The sequence below is a fragment of the Ruegeria sp. SATB045 genome (genome assembly GCF_059613525.1).
The window spans coordinates 1-19,235 of the sequence record NZ_JBXWSR010000021.1 but is presented as its reverse complement, the minus strand read 5'-3'; the positions used below and the strand labels follow the sequence as shown (position 1 = coordinate 19,235).

Here is a 19,235-nt window from a genome sequence, read left to right as displayed (position 1 = left end):
CAGATGCGGATTGTATTCAAAGCCAACTACATGCAGGATATCCGGCCGTGGAAAGACGGCTATCAATTGACCCTCTACTTGATCCTTCTGGTCGTAGTGGCCACAGCCCCATGGTTGCTGGACGATTTCTATTTGGGTGAGCTGACCAACGTCCTGATCTGGGCCATCGCCGGTCTGGGCCTGATGGTTCTGACGGGCCACACGGGGCAAGTCAGTTTGGGTCACGCGGCGTTTCTAGCCTTTGGCTGCTATGCCAATGTTATCCTGCTTGAGGCCGGTGTGCCCTTCCTGATCGCCTTTCCGCTGGCCGGTATCCTGACCGGCATCGCAGGTGTGACGGTGGCCATCCCTGCTCTGCGACTGCACGGCATCTATCTGGCGATTTTCACCATGGCGCTGTCGATCCTGATGGATGATGTCATCGTCCTGGCCGAGCCGATCACCGGCGGCGTTGGTGGCAAGTTCATAGGCGGCGTCGATATATTTGGCCTGACGATCGACCGCTGGGGCACCCCCGCCCCGTTTTTCTGGCTGGTGCTGGCGGTCGCATTTCTGGTGACGCTGGGCTACATCAACCTGCTGCGCGCGCCCTTGGGCCGCAGCTTTATCGCGGTGCGGGATTCCGAGGTTTCGGCACAGGCGATGGGCGTAGATATCGCGCGCACCAAGATGATTTCATTCGCGCTGTCCTGCGCCGTCACCGGTTGGGCGGGCGCGCTGATGGGGATGTATGCGGGCGCGTTCAACAATGAGACGTTCAGCGTCCTGATCTCGATCCAGCTGCTGATGATGATCGTGATCGGCGGGCTGGGGTCGATCCATGGCGCGTTTCTGGGTGCCATCGTAATCGGGTTCCTGCCGCAATTCCTGTCGATCTCAAAGGAATATGTGGGTGCCTTGTTCGGCGGCAGTACCGTCGCAATTCCGGGGCTGGAATTCGGCATTTTCGGCATGATCCTGATCGGTTTCATCCTGTTTGAACCGATGGGCATGTATGGCCGCTGGCTGAAAATCCGCACCTGGTTCGAGCTGTTCCCCTTCTACCGCAAGGACATGTTCAAGCGTCAGAAATCCTACCTCAAGACGGAGCGCCTGAGATGAGCCTGCTCGCGTTCGAAAACGTCACCCTGAAATTCGGCGGCCTGACGGCGGTGAATGACCTGTCCTTTTCGGTCGAGGAAGGCGAGGTCTTTGCCATCGTCGGCCCCAATGGTGCGGGCAAATCGACCGTGTTCAACCTGATCTCGCGCTTCTACGACCCGTTTGCCGGGTCGATCCGCTTTGACGGGCATGATCTGCTGCAGGTCAAACCCTCGGGCGTGGCGACTTATGGAGTGGCACGGACGTTCCAGAATATCGAATTGTTCGAACACGCCACCGTGTTGCAAAACCTGCTGGTCGGGCGGCACCGGCACCGCAAAACCAACCTGCTGTCCGAGGTTCTGTTCCTGACCTCGGCCCGGCGGCAAGAGCTGGAAAACCGCGAAAAGGTTGAAGAGATCATCGATTTCCTCGACCTGCAGGCCTATCGCGACAAGATGATCTCGGGCCTGCCTTACGGTGTGCGCAAAGTGGTCGAGGTCGCCCGTGCTCTGGCCACCGATCCCAAGTTGCTGTTGCTGGACGAACCGGCATCGGGCCTGTCGGTCGAGGAGACGACGGATATGCGCTGGTGGATCGACGACATCCGACGGCAGATGGGGATCACGGTGCTGATGGTGGAACACGATATGGGGCTGGTCTCGGGCGTGTCCGACAGGGTGCTGGCGATGGCTGATGGTGCGATGCTGGCGCTGGGAACACCGGCTCAGGTGCAATCCCACCCGGCGGTGGTCGAAGCCTATCTGGGGAAAGCCTCATGAGCGCGCCGATCCTGACCATCCGCAATGTCGAAAGCTTCTACGGCCCGATCATGGCCATTCGCGGCGTGTCGCTGGACGTGCATCCGGGGCAGGTCGTGTCGATCCTGGGTGCGAACGGCGCGGGCAAGACGACGCTGATGAAGACCGTGTCCGGCGTGATGGACCCCGAAAAGGGCAAGATCACCTTTGATGGCGACGAAATCCAAGGGTCCGAGCCGCATAAGGTCGTGCAAAAAGGCATCGTCCATGTCCCCGAAGGGCGCGAGGTGTTCCCCCTGATGACCGTGGACGAAAACCTCAGCCTCGGGGCCTTTACGGCGACCGACAAGGGGCAGATCGACCATGACCGCGAGTTGGTATTCTCTTACTTCCCGATCCTGAAGGAACGCCGAAATCAAGAGGCCGGAACCCTTTCGGGCGGACAGCAACAGATGCTGGCAATCGGGCGCGGGCTGATGGCGAACCCCAAGATCATGCTGCTGGACGAACCCTCGCTGGGTCTGTCGCCGCTGCTGGTACAGGAGATTTTCGACATCCTCAAACGCCTGAATGACGAACAGAACATGACCATGATGCTGGTCGAACAGAACGCCAATGCGGCACTGGAACTGGCCCATCATGGCTATGTGATGGAGGTCGGGCGCATCGTTATGGACGGCGCGGCGGACGTGTTGATGCAATCCGAGGACATCCAGAACTTCTATCTGGGCGTGCAGGAAGAAGGCGCGCGGGAAAACCGCCGCTGGAAGCGCAAAAAGACATGGAGGTGACCGGCATGAATATCAGCACCCTGCCCCCTCAGACCAAGATCAACGGAATCCAGCTCAACGCCACCCCCGGACAACGCCCGGTGCTGGTGGATGAATGCACGACCCTGTGTCACCTGTTCCAGAAACGCTGCGCCGATCTGGGCGACCGCACTGCGCATCGTGAGAAAGATTTCGGCATCTGGAAATCCTATTCCTGGGCCGATTACTGGCAACACGCCAAGTGGATCGGGCTGGCCCTGCGCAAACTGGGGCTGCAACGGGGCGAGGTCGTCTCGATCCTGTCCGAAGACCGCAAGGAATGGGCGTGGTTCGATATGGGCATTCAATGCGTCGGCGGAATCGCCTCGGGCGTCTATACCACGGATTCTGCCAAGCAATTGAAATACCTTGTGAATGACAGTGACAGCCGGTTCCTGATTGTCGAGAACGAGGAACAGCTGGACAAGTTTTTCGAGGTTGAGGCCGAGCTTCCCAGCCTGCTGAACGTCATCATCCTTGAGGATGAGGGCCTGCACGATCTGAACCACGACCGCTGCATGATGATCGCCGACCTTTATGAGATCGGACGGCAGGCCGAGGCCGAAGACCCCACCCGGTTCGACACCGAGATCGCGCGGGCCTCGCCGCAGGACACGGCCTTGCTGGTCTACACCTCGGGCACCACCGGGGCGCCCAAAGGCGCGATGCTGAGCCATGAGAATATTCTGGCCGCCATCGAGGCCGGGGCACATTCCCTGCCCACGTTCGAAACTGATGAGCAGCTGTGTTTCCTGCCGCTGTGCCACATCCTTGAACGCGACGTGTCGGTCTATTTCCCGCTGGCCGCGAAATGCGTGGTGAATTTCGCCGAAAGCCCCGAGACCGTCTTTGCCAACCTGCAAGAGGTCTCGCCCAGCACATTCACCGCCGTGCCGCGCGTTTGGGAAAAGATCTATTCGCAGGTCAAAATCCTGACGCAAGAGGCCACCCCCACAGGCCGCGCCGCGTTTGGCATGGCACTGAAAGCCGGGTTTGCACGGGCCGAATACCTGCTGGCCGGCAAACCGGTGCCCGCTGGTGTAGCCGCCCAGTTCTGGCTGTGGGATCGGCTGGTCTTGCGTAATCTGCGGCGGATGCTGGGGATGGACAAACTGCGCCGCGGCGGCAGCGGGGCCGCGCCCATCTCGGCAGATTTGCTGAAATGGTACTGGGCCATTGGTGTGCCACTGGTCGAAGGGTTCGGAATGACCGAAACCGCGGGTCTGGCGACGCTGAACACCACCGAAGACAACAAGGTCGGCACCATCGGCCGTGCAGTGCCTGGCAATGACGTGCGCATCTCGGATGACGGTGAAATCCAGGTTAAGGGTCTGAACATCTTTCAGGGCTATTGGCGCAACAATGCTAAAACCGCTGAAACATTCACCGCCGATGGCTGGCTGCGCACCGGCGATATGGGCAAGATCGACGCCGACGGGTTTGTGACCATAACCGGCCGCCTTAAGGACATCATCATCACGGCGGGCGGCAAGAACATCACCCCGGCCGAAATTGAAAGCCGCCTGAAGTTCAGCCACTACATCTCGGACGCGGTGATCATCGGGGATGCGCGCAAATATCTAACGGCACTGATCATGATCGATCAAGAAAACGTCGAAAAATTCGCGCAGGATCGCAAGGTGCCGTTTTCGAACTTTGCCTCACTCTGCGCCGCGCCCGAGGTGCTGGATCAGATCAAGGCCGAGATTGATGCCGTCAACAAGGAATTCGCGCGGGTCGAGCAGATCAAGGACTTCCGCCTGATCAACGTGCTGCTGACCGCTGATGACGAAGAACTGACCGCCACGATGAAACTCAAACGCAGCTTTGTTGAGAAGAAACACGCACATCTGATTGAAGACATGTACAAATAGATAAGGGTCTACCCAAAGGGAGGAAAAACATGAGGAACGTGATCAAACGACTGGCGGCCGCCACCGCTTTGACGGCTGCGGCAACAATCGCAAATGCCGAGACGCAGGGTGTGAGCGACGATGAAATCGTCATCGGCTCGGTCAACGACCTGAGCGGTATTTTCGCCGCTGTGGGTGTTCCCGCAACCAAGGGCGCGAATGTGGTTTTTGACCGCGTGAATGCAGAAGGCGGCGTGCATGGTCGCAAAATCCGTTTCGTGGTCGAGGATAACGGGTACCAGATGCCGCGTGCGATGCAGGGCTATAACAAGCTGCTGAACCGCGACAAAGTGTTTGCGATGCTGCAATCGCTGGGCACACCCATGAACGTTGCTGGGTTCAAGCTATTAGACCCTAAAGGTATTCCCAATGTTGCGCCTTTGACCGCAGCGCGGCAGATGCTGCAGGAACCGATGGACAACAAATTCACGTCCTTCTCGACCTATTTCGACCAAAGCCGCGTGGGCGTGAAATACCTGGCCGAGCAATTCGGAGGGCAAAAGGTCTGCACCATGTATCTGCCAACCGATTTCGGTGAGGAAATTCTGGAAGGCAGCAAAGCCGGTGCCGAAGAGGCCGGGATCGCCTTCGCGGCGGAAACCACGCATAAGCCGGATGAAACGGATTTCGTTGGATCTTTAAGCAAGCTCAAGGAAGAAGGATGCAATATCGTCACCATGGCGCTGGGCGTACGGCAGGCGATCACCGTGGTTGGAACGGCCAAAAAGATGGGCTTGGCTGATATGAAGTTCCTCGGAACGTCCGCCAGCTTTCTGACCGTTGTGGCGCAGGTACCTGGTGGTGTGACAGACGGGTTCTATGCGGCCGCGTCCTGGCAAGATCTATGGGCGCGCGCTGATGAGCCTGCCCCGGCCGCCTTCATCGAAGAATACAAAGCTGCGACCGGCGAAGACCCGGTTGGCTTTTCCATGCTGGGCTATTCGGCCGCCGAAATGATGGTCAAGGCGCTTGAGGCCGCCGGCCCCGACCTGACTCATGAAAGCTTTATCGCCGCAATGGAATCTCTGGACTATCAGGACGAGCTGGTTGGCAACCATATCACCTACGGCCCCGATGATCACCAGGGCGCAGACTCGGTCTATGTGAGCGTTGTAGAGGACGGCGCATGGAAGATCGTCTACGAAGAGTGAAACACCGGTAGATGTAAACCAACAAAGGGCCCGTTCATGCGGGTCCTTTTCAAATAGTCGCCACACGTGGCCGGTGTTTCTCGCTCAACATCGACAGTCGAACCTCAAAGTTCCGTTGATCCCCTGATAGAGACCGAACAAGAGCTTTTCCCAAAAGCCCGCAAGTTTTCCGAAAAACCAAATGCATGGGAACTCCCAAAATGGAAACACCCAATCTTTTCAAACCGGTTTTAGCGGAATAATGGCGCACCTGAGAGGATTCGAACCTCTGGCCTCTGCCTTCGGAGGGCAGCGCTCTATCCAGCTGAGCTACAGGTGCCTTGGCTGTTAGCTAACCTTGTTCCGATCCGGGTGCAACTGCAAATCTGCCCGGATAAGTCAGGTTTCACGCAAACAGATCATGCGCCAATTCCAGCGCGTCGATCAGTGTGTCGACCTCTTCTTTTGTGTTATAGAGGCCAAAGCTCGCCCGGCAGGTGGCAGTGACTCCGTAGAAATCCATCAACGGACCGGCGCAATGATGACCAGCGCGCACCGCGACGCCTTTCTTGTCCAGAATGGTGGAAACATCATGCGCGTGCCCCGCCCCGTCCAGCGTAAAGCTGAAAATGGCGGCCTTGTCAGCACGGGTGCCCTGAACCTGCAACCAGTTGAGCCCCGTCAGCCGCTCCATCGCGTAATCACGAATACCCGCTTCATGAGAAGCGATGTTCTCCATCCCCAAATCCATCATGTAGTCCAGCGCCACGCCCAACCCGATGGTTTGCACAATACCCGGCGTTCCGGCCTCGAACTTCATCGGTGGATCATTATAGATCACCTGATCCTTGCTGACCTCTTTGATCATGTCGCCGCCCCCGATAAAGGGACGCATCTCAGCCATACGTTCGGACTTGATGTAGATCGCACCAGACCCGGATGGGCCATAGAGCTTGTGCCCGGTGATCGCGTAAAAGTCGCAACCGATGTCCTGAACATTGACCGGCATATGTACTGAACCCTGGCTGCCATCGACCAGAACCGGGACACCTTTGGCGTGCGCGCCTTGGGTGATCGCCTTTACATCAACCACAGTGCCCAAAACATTTGAACACTGAGTGACGGCGACCAGCTTGGTCTTGGGGCCAATAGCGTCAATGACAGCCTGAGGGTCCAGCCCTCCTTCAGAGTCCACGTCAACCCATTTCAGGACAACGCCCTGCCGTTCCCGAAGAAAATGCCAAGGGACGATGTTGGCGTGGTGTTCCATCACGGAAAGCACGATCTCATCCCCGGCCTCCAGGCGCGGCATCGCCCAACCATAAGCGACCAGATTGATGCCTTCGGTCGTACCCGAGTTCAGAACGATCTCATCCTCATCCGCCGCGCCCAGAAAGCGCGCAATGGTGCCGCGCACGGATTCGTATTTCTCGGTCGCCAGATTGGACAGATAGTGCAGTCCACGGTGTACGTTGGAGTACTCCTCGGCATAGGCGCGTGTGACTGCATCAATCACAACCTGCGGCTTCTGCGCCGATGCTCCGTTATCCAGATATGTCAGTGGCTTTCCGTTCACCTCTCGGGACAGGATCGGAAAGTCCGCACGGATTTTATGTACGTCATACATGGTATTTTCTTCCCTAGACAGGGCCGCTGGGCACCAACACGAGGACAAATGGGACTGCAACCAGTGCAGACAACACGATGACCCCAAAGGATTTTAAGATCGAACCGAACTTATGCGCTTCATTGATGAAATGGAGTGTGACGTAAAGGCTGATTATCAAAGTCACCACCACAAACATCACCAGCAAGAAGGGCAACACCAACGAAACCACCAGCGTTAAGACCAGCGCTGCAACCTGAAGGAACTGCAACCAGACCATCAGGATCATGAAGTCGTTGAACGTGGCCACCCCGCCAAGAAAGCGCCCGATCACAAGAAACGCAACGATACTGAACATCATTGCCCCTGCCGACCTCAGCAAACCCAGGACAACAGGCTCGGGTGGTAAGGCGATTTCACCTGGCGGCACCGGGACAAGCTGCTGGATACCAACCTGGCCCAAGCTGTTCATCACGATGGCCAGGAAAAATGCCAGCCAAAGAACCTCGCGCCCTGGCTGCAAAGCCAGTAATCGCCGCGCGGCATCAGAAGGTTTGGTCACTGTTAGAACAGCTAGGTTTAGTACGGACTGAACTGTCATTGCGACACCCTCTGCGCCTGTCTGAGGCCCGAGAGCCAGAACCACAGAAAGACCACAAACCAGATCAATCCAACACCCGTCGATGCCGGACCCGGCCCGATAAAGCCTGCCACAAGGCCATTCAGCAACACCAAAGGTGTCGACGACAAAAGCGCCCAGAACAGCGCCACCCGGGCGCCATAGGCTGATCCTTTGCCTCCGACCAGCCGTGCCGCGCCATATGACACAAAGGCCAATGCGTAGAAAAACAGCGGCAGGATGATGACAGTGCCCAAAAGCGCACCGCCCATAAGCATGTTCAACTCAAGACCTTCAAGATGCGCACGGCGGGACAAACTGGGTAGTTGCGCGATGAACGCGACCACACAAAACGCCATCACAAAGACCAGAGCCCGATCTTCGCGCTGTCCCAGTTCAAGAAGCCGGCGCACAACGCGCCCCGGCCCCCGATACGTGGCCACTATATCCGACGTTACCGGCATTAGCTGTGCCGCGACATCCAGCCTTCAAGGCGATCGACAATGGCCTGCGACAGGGCATCGTCCTCGATCTCATCCACGGCCTCGGCCAGAAACGCCAGCGTCAGCATGTTGGTTGCCTCCTTGGTCGGAACCCCGCGCGAGCGCAGATAGAACAGCGCCGTTTCATCAATCGCACCTGAGGTCGAGCCGTGCGAACACGCCACGTCATCCGCATAGATCTCTAGCTCGGGCTTGGCGAGGAACTGACTGTCGTCATCCAACAGCAGAGACTGGCTGATCTGATAACCATCGGTCTTCTGAGCGCCCTCCTTCACAAGGATCTTGCCCTGGAACACACCTGTCGCGCCGTTGCGCAGCACTTTCTTGAACACCTGACGGCTTTCACAATTCACAGCGTCATGAGTGATGAAGACGGTATCGTCGTGATGGAAATCGCCGTCACCAACGCACGCACCGGCAACATGGGCTACCGCATCGTCTCCGGTCAGCTCGACCACCTGTTCGTTGCGCGTCAGCACGCCATTCACGGTCAGGGTGAAAGATTTGTAGACCGATTCCTGCCCCAGACGCGTGAACATGTGGGTCGCGGCACGACGCTCGTGATCGCGGCCTTGCGCCCGCACGTGATGCAACACCCCACCATCGGCAATGTCGATCTCCATGCATTTGTTGAAACGCGAAGCCGCCGGGCCGTTTTCAAGGATCGTCACCTCGGCCCCGCTTTCGACACGGATGATATGGTGCAGCATCGCGTCCGAGGTTTCAGAGGCATGGCGATAGATGAAGCTGATCGGCTTGGACGGTTTGCCCGAGACATGGATCGCTATCCCATCCGCCGCGAAGGCCGTGTTCAGCGCCGCAAGAGGACGTTGCACAGGCGATTGACCACGCGCTTCAAGCACGCCGTACAGCTCTTTCGCCCAATGAATATCCTTGAAACAGATATCCTCGATCCGATCGATAGTGACACCTTCCAGCGTCAAATCATCAGACAGTTCGGGGCTGAAAACACCATCAACGAAAACGATCTTCAAACGGTCCAGATCGGCGAACAGCATGGCCTCATCCGGGTCGAACAGCGCGGCCCGAGGGGCCTCGGGCGCTACCAGCGTATCCGGGCGGGTGTATTTCCAATACTCATCCCGGCGACCGGGCAGACCCATTTCCAGCACACGGGCCAGCGCGTCTTCGCGCGCGGCTCGAGTGCAACCGGCGTCGGGCATGACCAGATTGGCCAGCCGCGCCTCGGTTGCGGTTTGTTTCACTTCGGGCAATGCCATCAGTTCACCTCGGCCAGAATGTCTACGTAACCGTTGTTTTCAACCTCCAGCGCCAGATCGGGGCCACCGGTTTTGACGATCTTGCCGTCCGCCATGATGTGCACAACGTCCGGTTTGATGTGATCCAACAAACGCTGATAGTGCGTGATCACCAGGAACCCACGTCCCTCGTCGCGCAACGCGTTCACACCCTCGGCCACCAGCTTCATCGCGTCCACATCCAGACCCGAGTCGGTTTCGTCCAAGATGCACATCTTGGGTTCGAGCATCGCCATTTGCAGGATCTCGTTGCGCTTTTTCTCACCGCCCGAGAAGCCAACATTGACAGGGCGTTTCAGCATGTCTGCGTCGATCTTCAGCGACTTGGCCTTGGCGCGGACTTCTTTCAGGAAGTCAGCCGCCGACAGCTCATCCTCGCCGCGCGCCTTGCGCTGGGCATTCACGGCGGTGCGCAGGAAGGTCATGTTGCCCACGCCCGGAATTTCGACCGGGTATTGGAACGCCAGAAAGACACCAGCGGCGGCGCGCTCTTCCGGTTCCATCTCCAGCAGATCTTCGCCGTCCAGAGTCGCCGACCCATCGGTCACTTCATACCCGTCGCGCCCCGAAAGCACATAGCTGAGCGTCGACTTGCCCGAGCCATTCGGCCCCATGATCGCGTGCACCTTACCGTCCTCGACCGTCAGATCGACACCTTTGAGGATTTGCTTTTCTTCTTCCTCAAGCTTCACGTGCAGGTTCTTGATTTCAAGCATTTTTTACCCTTTTGCGTAGCGCAAGGGACCGCGCGGCCCCGATATTTTGTGAATTTCGAAATGATGCGGCTTTAGCCGACCGAACCCTCAAGGCTGATCGCAACAAGCTGTTGTGCTTCCATGGCAAACTCCATCGGCAATGCCTGCAACACGTCCTTGCAGAACCCGTTTACCACCAGCGCCACGGCCTCTTCCTCGTCCATACCGCGCTGTCGGCAGTAAAACAGCTGATCGTCATCCACCTTGGACGTCGTCGCCTCATGCTCCACACGGGACGAGTTGTTCTTGACCTCGATGTAAGGCACCGTATGCGCCCCGCATTTGTCGCCGATCAGCAAGCTGTCGCACTGGGTATAGTTGCGGCTGTTCTTAGCCTTGGGATGCATCGAAACCAGACCGCGATAGGTGTTCTGCGCCTTACCCGCGCTGATACCCTTAGACACGATGCGCGACTTGGTGTTCTTGCCCAGATGAACCATCTTCGTGCCGGTATCGGCCTGCTGATAGTTGTTGGCGATGGCGATCGAATAGAACTCGCCCTGGCTTTCCTCGCCCCGCAGGATGCAGGACGGGTATTTCCAGGTTACAGCCGAACCGGTCTCGACCTGCGTCCACATCACCTTGGACCGGTCGCCCCGGCAATCGGCGCGTTTGGTCACAAAGTTATAGATGCCACCCTTGCCATTCTCATCACCGGGGAACCAGTTCTGAACGGTCGAGTACTTCACCTCGGCGTCTTCTTCGATGATGATCTCGACCACAGCCGCGTGCAGCTGTGCGGTATCGCGCTGGGGTGCGGTGCAGCCTTCCAAATACGACACGTACGAGCCCTTATCGGCAATGATCAGCGTGCGTTCAAATTGGCCTGTGTTTTCCGCGTTGATACGGAAATAGGTGCTCAGCTCCATCGGGCAGCGCACGCCCGGCGGGATGTAAACGAACGAGCCATCCGAGAACACGGCCGAGTTCAGCGTGGCATAAAAGTTGTCCGAGACCGGAACCACCGAACCCAGATACTTCTTGACCAATTCGGGGTGCTCTTTAATAGCCTCAGAGATCGAGCAGAAGATCACACCCGCTTTCTTCAGCTCTTCCTGAAACGTCGTTCCAACAGAAACCGAGTCGAACACCGCGTCCACGGCAACCTTGCGACCCTCAGCCGGGGCATCCTCGGCACCTTCGACACCCGCCAAAATCATCTGTTCTTTCAGAGGGATACCCAGCTTTTCGTAAGTAGCCAGCAGCTTAGGATCGACTTCATCCAAGGACTTGGGCTTTTCCTCCATCGACTTGGGACGGGCATAGTAATACTGGTCCTGAAAATCGATCTTGGGATAGCTGACCATCGCCCAGTTCGGCTCATCCATCTGAGTCCAGCGCTCGAACGCGGCCAGACGCCATTCGGTCATCCACTCTGGCTCTTCGTTCTTTTCCGAGATCAGGCGGACGATATCAGGGTTCACGCCCTTGGGCGCGTATTCCATCTCAATATCGGTTTCCCAGCCGTATTTATAGGTTCCGACCTCGCGCACCGCATCCACGGTTTCCTGATCGACACCCTCTTTTACCTGGGTCTGGTCCAAAGCGGCCATAAGACACCCTCCGTCTGATCACGCGGCCCACGCGCGATGCTTTTTCTCTTTTTCAAGCCACGTTTCAGCGAAACGCAGCACATCTTCTTCCGTTGTCGCAGGCCCCAGCGAGACGCGAATTGCGCTGGCAGCTGTGACCTCGTCAAATCCCATCGCGGTCAGTACCGCACTTGCGCGTACCTTGCCGCTGGAGCAGGCCGAACCTGCGCTAATCGCAAATCCAGCCAGATCCATCTGCATGACCTGCGTCTCACCCTTCCAACCGGGCGTGGCGAAGCACAGAGTGTTCGGCAGGCGTTCCTGATCTTTCCCGACAAAAATAGTAGATTTAGAACCGGCCTCAAGGGCCTTTTCTAGAATATTTCTAAATTCTTTGACCTGCTCCCAAACACCATTGGCCAGATCGCGCGCGGCCGCTTCAGCTGCGACCCCGAACCCTGCGATTCCAATAACATTTTCTGTCCCGGAGCGACGTCCCATTTCCTGACCGCCACCCTTGATCCGGGCGGGCAGATCGGTTCCGCGCTTCATCACAACCGCGCCAACGCCTTTTGGACCGCCAAGCTTATGGGCCGAGATCAATGCCATCTGGGCATCCAGCCAGTTGAACGCGATTGGTAATTTTCCAAACGCCTGAGTCGCATCGGTCACCGCCAACCCTGCTGGCAATGATTGAACGATACCCGTCTCGGAATTCGCGTATTGCAGCGTCGATTGGTCCGGCGCTGAAACCGCAACCATACCTTCTTTCGACACGCTCAAATCTTCCACTGTCCACGCGCGGACCGCATCATGTTCGATTGCAGCCCCATGCAGGCCCCGCCCCTCTAGTGTCAGCGCAGCCCCTTCGGTCGAACCCGAAGTAAACACGACATCAGCCCCTTCGGCCCCAAAGGCAGCCGCAATCTGTGCTCTTGCGCGCTCGACAAGCGCCTTAGCTGCGCGCCCTTCAGCGTGGACCGAGGATGGATTGCCGCAAATCTCCATTGCGGAGATCATCGCCTCGCGAGCCTCTGGACGCAGAGGTGTGGTGGCATTGTGATCCAGGTAAATACGATTCACGGATTCACCTTTTCGGAGCGCAGAAGTTCGTTTTCAGCAAATGCCATCCTATTCGTCCACAACTGCAAAAAGGCTGGGTACGGCCGGACAAGGTGCGAGGTCATTCTTGATCACGTCCGAAAGGCGCGTTTGATGCAAGAACACATACACATGGGCGCTCAGGCCCTCCCATAGACGATTGGTTAGGGATTGCGCCCGGCTGCCGGACAAAGCTCCGGTTGCGCCAGCGCCTTTTTGTAAAGCATCGACTGTTTCATCAACGGCGGCCAAAATCTCAACAACGCGAATCTCGGACGCTGGACGGGCAAGGCGATAACCACCACCCGGCCCCCGAACCGAAGACACCAGCTCGGCCCTGCGTAGCTTGACGAATAACTGCTCGAGGTAGGGCAGAGAAATGTCTTGCCGTGCTGAAATCTCGCTGAGTGTCACCAGCCCGTCCGAGGGCTGAAGGGCGATATCGGCAAGAGCCACCATCGCATAACGACCCTTGGTCGACAGCTTCATTTGCATTCCCTCATGGCAGTTTACGCGCGAAATCATTGACGCCGCCGCTGCCAGTGCGTATCTCCGACAAGCAGCGCTCATGCGCCCAGTATCACAATTAGAACCGTTCTAAGGTGTCCGACGATTATCGTCAAGTATTTCCGGGCACCCAGAAGAAAAAGACAGGACCATCGCACACATGCCCGAGGTGATTTTTCCCGGACCAGAAGGCCGCCTGGAAGGCCGCTACCACCCGCAAAAGGAAAAAGACGCACCGATCGCCATCGTGCTTCACCCGCATCCACAATTCGGCGGGACGATGAACAACAAGGTGGTCTACAACCTGCACTACGCGTTCTACAACATGGGGTTCACCGTTCTGCGGTTCAACTTCCGTGGCGTGGGTCGCAGCCAGGGTGAGTACGATCAGGGCGTGGGTGAGCTCAGCGATGCGGCATCCGCACTGGATTACCTGCAATCGATGAACAACAACTCGAAACACTGCTGGGTAGCAGGGTTTTCCTTCGGGGCGTGGATCGGGATGCAACTGCTGATGCGCCGCCCCGAGATCACTGGCTTTATCAGCGTGTCTCCTCCGGCGAACATGTATGATTTCTCGTTCCTCGCACCCTGCCCGTCCTCGGGCTTGATCATCAATGGGTCGTCGGACCGCGTGGCCCCGCCCGCAGACACCACTGCCTTGGTCAACAAGCTGCACGAGCAAAAAGGCATCACAATCACTCATAATGAAGTGGAAGGCGCCGACCATTTCTTCCAGGATCGCCACATGGACACGTTGATCACAGATGTCAGTGACTACGTGAAGCGCCGCCTGACCGAGAACACACGCTGATGTCGGATACAGTCACCACACTTGCCGGCAGACTGGCCGAAGACACGTTGAAGGTGATGGATGAAACCGGCGAGGATCGCTTTTATGTCGAAGTTGGCGAGCTGCTTGGGGCATCCTCACAGTCGCTGGAAGAGGCATTTCTGACCGAAATTCGAGTGCGGCTGTCTGAGCGTCAGGCCCGCCAATTCGTGATCCAGCGCCTTGCGGAACATCGCAAGAAAGTTAAGGCGATAGAAAAGAAATGATGGATCGGCTGTCCGCGCAAATAGAATTCCTGAAACGCGCGGACCAGCTGAAATCGGTCGAACGCGCGAACACGCTGCTGGATCAATCCCGGCAAGAAAACTCGGCGGAACACAGTTGGCATCTGGCGCTGTGGGCACTGGTAATGGCCCCCCTTGCCGACGCAAATGTTCGGATTGACCGGGTCATTCGGATGCTTTTGCTGCATGATCTGGTCGAAATCATCGTCGGTGACCATCCCATCCATCTGAAAACCGACTGGAAGGCGGTTGAGCGCGCTGAACAGAACGCCGCTCAGGAACTGTTCGGAATGTTACCCGATGACCAATCCGACGCTTTTCTGACGCTTTGGCAGGAGTTCGAAGCGGATTCTACGCCCGATGCGAAATTCGCAAAATGCCTTGATCGCTGCCAACCCCTGTTTCAGGTCCTAAACGCTCCGGAACCCAAACCAGAGCATCTGACGGTCGTCTGCGACAATCTGAACGGTGGACGCGCGGCCTATCTCGAGACCGCTCTTCCTGACGCTTTCAAGGCCGCTTACGCTTTGTTCGACGGCCAACCTGCTCCACGTTCAGAGTTTTCTGATAGGCTGCCGTTCCTTGCGGAATGCGATCAACTGAAATCCGTCTATCGCGCATCCAGGCTTTTGTCTGGTGATCGATTTGAAAACTCGGCCGAGCATTCGTGGCACATCATGCTGTTCGCTTGGGTCTTAGCAGACTGCGCCGAATTTTACGTCGACATTGGTCGCGTTTTAAGGATGTTGCTGCTGCACGACATCGTCGAAATCGACGCAGGTGATCATCCAATTCATGGTCATGTCGACCACGCGGCGCAAGCAGCCGAGGAACAAGCGGCGGCCGATCGGCTGTTCGGGCTATTGCCGAACCAGCAAAGAACTGAATGCCTAGCCTTGTGGCTTGAGTTTGAAGCCGCCGAGAGCCCCGATGCCAAATTTGCAAAGGCTGTCGACCGCTTTCAAACACCTGTTGGCAACCTTGCCACCGGTGGCGGATCATGGGTCGACTACGATGTGACATTCGCGCAGATCGAGTCGCGCGTTGGCACCCCGATTACCCGTGGCGCGCCGCAACTATGGAATTGGTTGGAACCACAGCTCAAGAACTATTTCTCAGAAAAGTTGACCACTTGAATTGTAAAAGAGAAAGAGGCACGTCGCCTCTTTCCCCCCCAAGTACCAGCGGACGCTCAAACCTGAGAACCGTTTACCCGCTCAACATCTTTGGCTGCGCTTCTCTCAGCGGACCCCCCGCCAGCTAGCCACCCAAGCGCCACAACAATCGCCGATACGACGATGACAGATTTAGCAAAATTCGTCATAGCTTACTGATTAAAAAAACACTGATAACTGGTCGAACAGTATCTCAAAAAGCTCGTGTAAAAACAGTATGGTTATCCTGACCTCACCTCACTTGTGCACAGGAACAAACGAAACAACTTGCCAGATGCCTGAAATCTGTGTTCAACGAGCTCAACAACACTCAATCCGAGACTTATTTTGCCCAAAGCCTATCTTTTCCTGCTTTTTGCAGTGGTCGCAGAAACAATTGGCACAACCGCGTTGCAAGCCAGTCAGCAATTCACGCGGCTCTGGCCCTCTGTATTGGTCGTGGTTGGCTACGCAATCGCGTTCTATCTGCTTGGCTTGACCCTAAAGTTTATGCCAGTTGGGATCGTTTATGCCATCTGGTCGGGCTTGGGCATTGTGTTGATTGCTGTGATCGGTTTTATCGTTTTTGGGCAGAGGCTGGACTGGCCCGCAGTGATAGGTTTGGTCATGATTTTGTCTGGAATTCTGGTTATTCACCTGTTTTCCAACACTACGGGTCACTGACGGGCGGTTAGGGCTGGCATATTTTGCCGCGTCGCGTTATGCGCGCGGCAACTTCCCGTTCAAAGGCTGACCTCATGGACCTGCGCAATATCGCAATCATCGCTCACGTTGACCACGGCAAAACGACCCTGGTGGATGAGCTGCTTAAACAATCCGGCGCGTTCCGGGAAAATCAGGCTGTGGCGGAACGCGCCATGGACAGCAACGATCTGGAGCGCGAGCGCGGGATTACCATCCTTGCCAAAGCGACTTCGGTCGAGTGGAAAGGCACCCGTATCAACATCGTTGACACACCCGGCCACGCCGATTTCGGTGGCGAGGTTGAGCGTATCCTTTCGATGGTCGACGGTGTTGTTCTGCTGGTCGATGCCGCCGAAGGCCCGATGCCCCAGACCAAGTTTGTGACCTCGAAAGCGCTGGCGCTGGGCCTGCGCCCGATCGTGGTGTTGAACAAGGTCGACAAGCCCGACGCCGAACCTGACCGCGCACTGGATGAGTGCTTTGACCTGTTCGCCAACCTCGGTGCCGATGACGATCAGCTGGACTTCCCAGCCATGTATGCCTCGGGTCGGTCTGGCTGGGCCGATATGGAGCTGGACGGCCCCCGCAAGGACCTGACCGCGCTGTTTGATCTGGTCGTGGACCACGTCCCGGCCCCCAAACAAGCCGAAAAGAAAGACGAGCCGTTCCGTATGCTGGCCACCACGCTGGGAAGCGACCCGTTTATCGGCCGTATCCTGACCGGCCGTGTGGAAAGCGGTACGCTGAAAGCGGGTGACAGCCTCAAGGCGCTGTCGCGCGACGGCACGCTGATCGAAAACTTCCGTGCCTCAAAAATCCTTGCTTTCCGCGGCCTGGCGCAACAGCCCATCGACGTGGCCGAAGCTGGTGACATCGTCACCATCGCGGGCATGAGTAAAGCCACCGTAGCCGACTCGCTGGTCGCACCTCAGGTCGAAGAGGCCCTGCCCGCCCAACCGATCGACCCGCCGACTATCACCGTGACTTTCGGCATCAACGACTCGCCTCTGGCCGGTCGTGACGGCAAAAAGGTGCAGTCCCGCGTGATCCGCGACCGCCTGATGAAAGAGGCCGAATCGAACGTCGCCATCCGCATCACCGACACTCCCGGCGGCGAAGCCTTCGAGGTTGCAGGCCGCGGCGAATTGCAGATGGGTGTTCTGATCGAGAACATGCGCCGCGAGGGGTTCGAGCTCAGCATCTCTCGCCCGCAGGTTCTGTTCCGCGAAGAAGACGGCCAGCGTCTGGAGCCCATTGAGGAAGTCACGATTGACGTTGACGATGAATACTCCGGTGCTGTGATTGAAAAGATCACAGGCGCGCGTAAAGGCGAGCTGGTCGAAATGCGCCCCGCCGGTGCAGGAAAGACCCGCATCATAGCGCATGTGCCTTCGCGCGGACTGATCGGCTATCACGGAGAGTTCCTGACCGACACGCGCGGAACCGGTGTTCTGAACCGCGTGTTCCACGGCTGGGCGGCACACAAAGGCCCGATTCCCGGCCGCCGCGCTGGTGTTTTGATCTCGATGGAGAACGGACAGGCCGTCGCCTACGCCCTGTGGAACCTCGAAGAGCGTGGCCGCATGTTTGTGGGTCCGCAGACGGATGTTTATCAAGGCATGGTCATCGGAGAGCATTCACGGGACAATGATCTGGAAGTGAACCCACTTAAGGGCAAAAAACTGACCAACGTGCGTGCCAGCGGATCGGATGACGCCGTCCGCCTGACACCTCATGTTCAGTTCTCACTTGAGGAAGCCATCGCCTATATCGACGATGACGAACTGGTTGAGGTGACGCCTAACGCCATCCGGTTGCGCAAACGCTTTTTGGATCCGCACGAACGCAAGCGCATGGCAAAATCTGCGTAGACCTTTCAGTGAAATAGTTCACTGTTTGGAAACATTGCCCCTTTAGTGACATTTTTGCGTACATTAATGCAAAATTAACAAAAACAAGGCCCGCCACCCCGGCGGGCTTTTCTTTTGTTTTTCAACATCGTTCCACCATAACGGGAGTTTTTTCCCGTTTTCTTGTTGTCACACATCTTGAAAATACGGCGAGGGATTGATCTATTTATGTTTAAATTGTGGCAACGGTGTGCTCAGGTAGCACAAGTTAAAGAGTACCAGGGGGCGTAATCATGCGCGTTAAAAGTCGTTTATTATCTATTGTTTTTGTGTCAGCAACTATTCCAATTGTGTCGACAACGGCAGCTACGGCTGCCGAGAGGTGCACTATTAAAACAGCTCGCCAGTCCGTTGACACGGAAACGCTCTGTGCGTGTGAGGTCGTTGAATCCAGAATGTTGAGGTACCTGCAACGCAGGCCTGATTTTGATGACATCTTGGCCAGAACATTGGAAAGTTGTCCGGCTTTCGCAGCGGTGTTGACTGATATTCCCACCGCCAGCATTTCAAACAATCAAAGATCCGGTGATGGAAACGCAAATCCTGGCGAGGGCCCAACTGTCGGCGGTGGTACCGGTGGCAGTGGTCCAACTAATCCAGGCGGTGGCCCAACGAACCCAGGCGGTAGCCCAACTAATCCAGGCGGTGGCCCGACGAACCCAGGCGGCGGCGGTGGAACCGGCGGCGGCGGTGGTGGAACCGGCGGCGGCGGTGGCGGAACCGGCGGCGGCGGTGGCGGAACCGGCGGCGGCGGTGGCGGAACCGGCGGCGGCGGTGGCGGAACCGGCGGCGG

Annotated in this window: 19 protein-coding genes and 1 tRNA gene; 11 read left to right on the top strand and 9 right to left on the bottom strand. The window is 57.2% G+C overall.

Annotated elements, in window-relative coordinates; all coding sequences use genetic code 11:
* Positions 1 to 3: 3 nt before the first annotated feature.
* The 5 genes from AC2FNR_RS11610 to AC2FNR_RS11590 are packed head-to-tail and all read left to right on the top strand — an operon-like array spanning position 4 to position 5,714.
* Positions 4 to 1,101 (top strand): branched-chain amino acid ABC transporter permease, encoded by a 1,098-nt coding sequence (locus tag AC2FNR_RS11610; protein WP_496849141.1) that lies wholly within the window; start codon positions 4 to 6, stop codon positions 1,099 to 1,101.
* Entirely contained in the window at positions 1,098 to 1,862 is a 765-nt protein-coding gene (locus AC2FNR_RS11605; RefSeq protein WP_496849140.1) for an ABC transporter ATP-binding protein, read from the top strand. Before AC2FNR_RS11610 ends, AC2FNR_RS11605 begins: the two co-directional genes overlap by 4 nt.
* The gene (locus AC2FNR_RS11600; protein WP_496849139.1) at positions 1,859 to 2,632 is read left to right on the top strand and encodes an ABC transporter ATP-binding protein; all 774 of its coding nucleotides are present in this window, start codon (positions 1,859 to 1,861) and stop codon (positions 2,630 to 2,632) included. Before AC2FNR_RS11605 ends, AC2FNR_RS11600 begins: the two co-directional genes overlap by 4 nt.
* Before the next feature lie 5 nt (positions 2,633 to 2,637).
* Positions 2,638 to 4,524, top strand: coding sequence for an AMP-dependent synthetase/ligase (locus tag AC2FNR_RS11595; RefSeq protein WP_496849138.1), 1,887 nt, complete (start codon positions 2,638 to 2,640; stop codon positions 4,522 to 4,524).
* A 29-nt stretch (positions 4,525 to 4,553) separates the two neighbouring features.
* Entirely contained in the window at positions 4,554 to 5,714 is a 1,161-nt protein-coding gene (locus AC2FNR_RS11590) for an ABC transporter substrate-binding protein (protein ID WP_209197246.1), read from the top strand.
* Between the two features lie 242 nt (positions 5,715 to 5,956).
* Here the strand turns inward: AC2FNR_RS11590 and AC2FNR_RS11585 are convergent.
* The 9 genes from AC2FNR_RS11585 to iscR form a co-directional block, all read right to left on the bottom strand.
* A tRNA-Arg gene (locus tag AC2FNR_RS11585) sits at positions 5,957 to 6,033 on the bottom strand.
* Positions 6,034 to 6,099: 66 nt separating this feature from the next.
* Positions 6,100 to 7,320 carry a cysteine desulfurase gene (locus tag AC2FNR_RS11580; RefSeq protein WP_353389804.1) on the bottom strand — a complete coding sequence of 407 codons (1,221 nt, stop codon included), beginning with the start codon at positions 7,318 to 7,320 and terminating at the stop codon, positions 6,100 to 6,102.
* A 13-nt stretch (positions 7,321 to 7,333) separates the two neighbouring features.
* Positions 7,334 to 7,900: a YIP1 family protein gene (locus tag AC2FNR_RS11575; RefSeq protein ID WP_496849137.1), complete on the bottom strand. Its 567-nt coding sequence runs from the start codon at positions 7,898 to 7,900 to the stop codon at positions 7,334 to 7,336.
* Positions 7,897 to 8,382 (bottom strand): YIP1 family protein, encoded by a 486-nt coding sequence (locus tag AC2FNR_RS11570; RefSeq protein WP_496849136.1) that lies wholly within the window; start codon positions 8,380 to 8,382, stop codon positions 7,897 to 7,899. The genes AC2FNR_RS11575 and AC2FNR_RS11570 overlap by 4 nt, the downstream gene beginning before the upstream one ends.
* On the bottom strand, positions 8,382 to 9,662 hold the full coding sequence (locus tag AC2FNR_RS11565) for a SufB/SufD family protein (RefSeq protein WP_496849135.1): 1,281 nt from the start codon (positions 9,660 to 9,662) through the stop codon (positions 8,382 to 8,384). Before AC2FNR_RS11565 ends, AC2FNR_RS11570 begins: the two co-directional genes overlap by 1 nt.
* A complete protein-coding gene (sufC, locus tag AC2FNR_RS11560; protein ID WP_496849134.1) occupies positions 9,662 to 10,417 on the bottom strand; it encodes a Fe-S cluster assembly ATPase SufC in 756 nt (251 codons plus the stop codon). The genes AC2FNR_RS11565 and sufC overlap by 1 nt, the downstream gene beginning before the upstream one ends.
* A gap of 71 nt (positions 10,418 to 10,488) precedes the next feature.
* Positions 10,489 to 12,009, bottom strand: a complete 1,521-nt coding sequence (gene sufB, locus AC2FNR_RS11555; RefSeq protein WP_170782412.1) for a Fe-S cluster assembly protein SufB — start codon at positions 12,007 to 12,009, stop codon at positions 10,489 to 10,491.
* A gap of 18 nt (positions 12,010 to 12,027) precedes the next feature.
* Positions 12,028 to 13,071: a cysteine desulfurase family protein gene (locus AC2FNR_RS11550; RefSeq protein ID WP_496849133.1), complete on the bottom strand. Its 1,044-nt coding sequence runs from the start codon at positions 13,069 to 13,071 to the stop codon at positions 12,028 to 12,030.
* 48 nt (positions 13,072 to 13,119) lie between these two features.
* Positions 13,120 to 13,578, bottom strand: a complete 459-nt coding sequence (gene iscR / locus AC2FNR_RS11545; RefSeq protein WP_170354223.1) for a Fe-S cluster assembly transcriptional regulator IscR — start codon at positions 13,576 to 13,578, stop codon at positions 13,120 to 13,122.
* A 178-nt stretch (positions 13,579 to 13,756) separates the two neighbouring features.
* Between iscR and AC2FNR_RS11540 the strand changes: the two genes are divergently transcribed.
* From AC2FNR_RS11540 to AC2FNR_RS11515, 6 genes are all read left to right on the top strand, one after another.
* Positions 13,757 to 14,410, top strand: coding sequence for an alpha/beta hydrolase (locus tag AC2FNR_RS11540; RefSeq protein ID WP_142633729.1), 654 nt, complete (start codon positions 13,757 to 13,759; stop codon positions 14,408 to 14,410).
* The gene (locus AC2FNR_RS11535; protein WP_170751284.1) at positions 14,410 to 14,655 is read left to right on the top strand and encodes a hypothetical protein; all 246 of its coding nucleotides are present in this window, start codon (positions 14,410 to 14,412) and stop codon (positions 14,653 to 14,655) included. The genes AC2FNR_RS11540 and AC2FNR_RS11535 overlap by 1 nt, the downstream gene beginning before the upstream one ends.
* Entirely contained in the window at positions 14,652 to 15,809 is a 1,158-nt protein-coding gene (locus AC2FNR_RS11530) for an HD domain-containing protein (RefSeq protein ID WP_496849132.1), read from the top strand. Before AC2FNR_RS11535 ends, AC2FNR_RS11530 begins: the two co-directional genes overlap by 4 nt.
* A 366-nt stretch (positions 15,810 to 16,175) precedes the next feature.
* On the top strand, positions 16,176 to 16,511 hold the full coding sequence (locus tag AC2FNR_RS11525; protein ID WP_170354226.1) for a DMT family transporter: 336 nt from the start codon (positions 16,176 to 16,178) through the stop codon (positions 16,509 to 16,511).
* 74 nt (positions 16,512 to 16,585) lie between these two features.
* On the top strand, positions 16,586 to 18,403 hold the full coding sequence (gene typA, locus AC2FNR_RS11520; protein ID WP_209197279.1) for a translational GTPase TypA: 1,818 nt from the start codon (positions 16,586 to 16,588) through the stop codon (positions 18,401 to 18,403).
* A gap of 567 nt (positions 18,404 to 18,970) precedes the next feature.
* On the top strand, positions 18,971 to 19,235 hold a 265-nt coding region (locus AC2FNR_RS11515), incomplete at its 3' end, for a hypothetical protein (protein ID WP_496849131.1).